This window comes from Larkinella sp. C7 (genome assembly GCF_006149005.1).
Classification (GTDB): domain Bacteria; phylum Bacteroidota; class Bacteroidia; order Cytophagales; family Spirosomataceae; genus Larkinella.
Genome location: NZ_VBSL01000135.1, coordinates 1 through 494 on the forward strand (window position 1 = coordinate 1; position 494 = coordinate 494).

Annotated in this window: 1 protein-coding gene; it reads right to left on the bottom strand. The window is 38.7% G+C overall.

The features are described 5' to 3' along the window. On the bottom strand, positions 1–494 hold a 494-nt coding region (locus tag FH871_RS34760; protein ID WP_212768367.1), incomplete at both ends, for a restriction endonuclease subunit S.

The following is a 494-nucleotide window of genomic DNA, read 5'->3' on the forward strand; positions in this document are numbered from 1 at the left end:
AAAGATAGGGTATTCTTAGTCGAAAAGCTATACTTTGTATAGATTTGACCGTAATGGATAACAGGCTTTCCTTGCTCTACAAAATCTTTTTTCTGCAAGCCATTCCCACGCATAAAATCACATATCACTCCCAAAGAAACCTTTATCGGTCCAAAGACATACCACAAGAGCCTAATTAGGTCTTGTCTGTACTGTACTGTACTGTCAGTGTACACGCCTTCGGCGGCGTATGTCAAGAGCTGATCGCGAAAATATTCGTACTGTTTTTGACGAAGTTCGATCTCCTTGGGAAGACCGATATTCAAATCATTACAAACTGTGTCAAAATTATCCAGAACATGCACAATTTTTTCTTGGATGTCAAGAGGTGGGACGGGGATTTGAAACTCCCTAATCATTTTTAAGTTTAGACCTCCTCGAGTCCCTTCACCAGAAGAAATATCTCTAAGCTTTTGATATTGACCTTTCAAATAATAATAAAGGTAATGACTGTT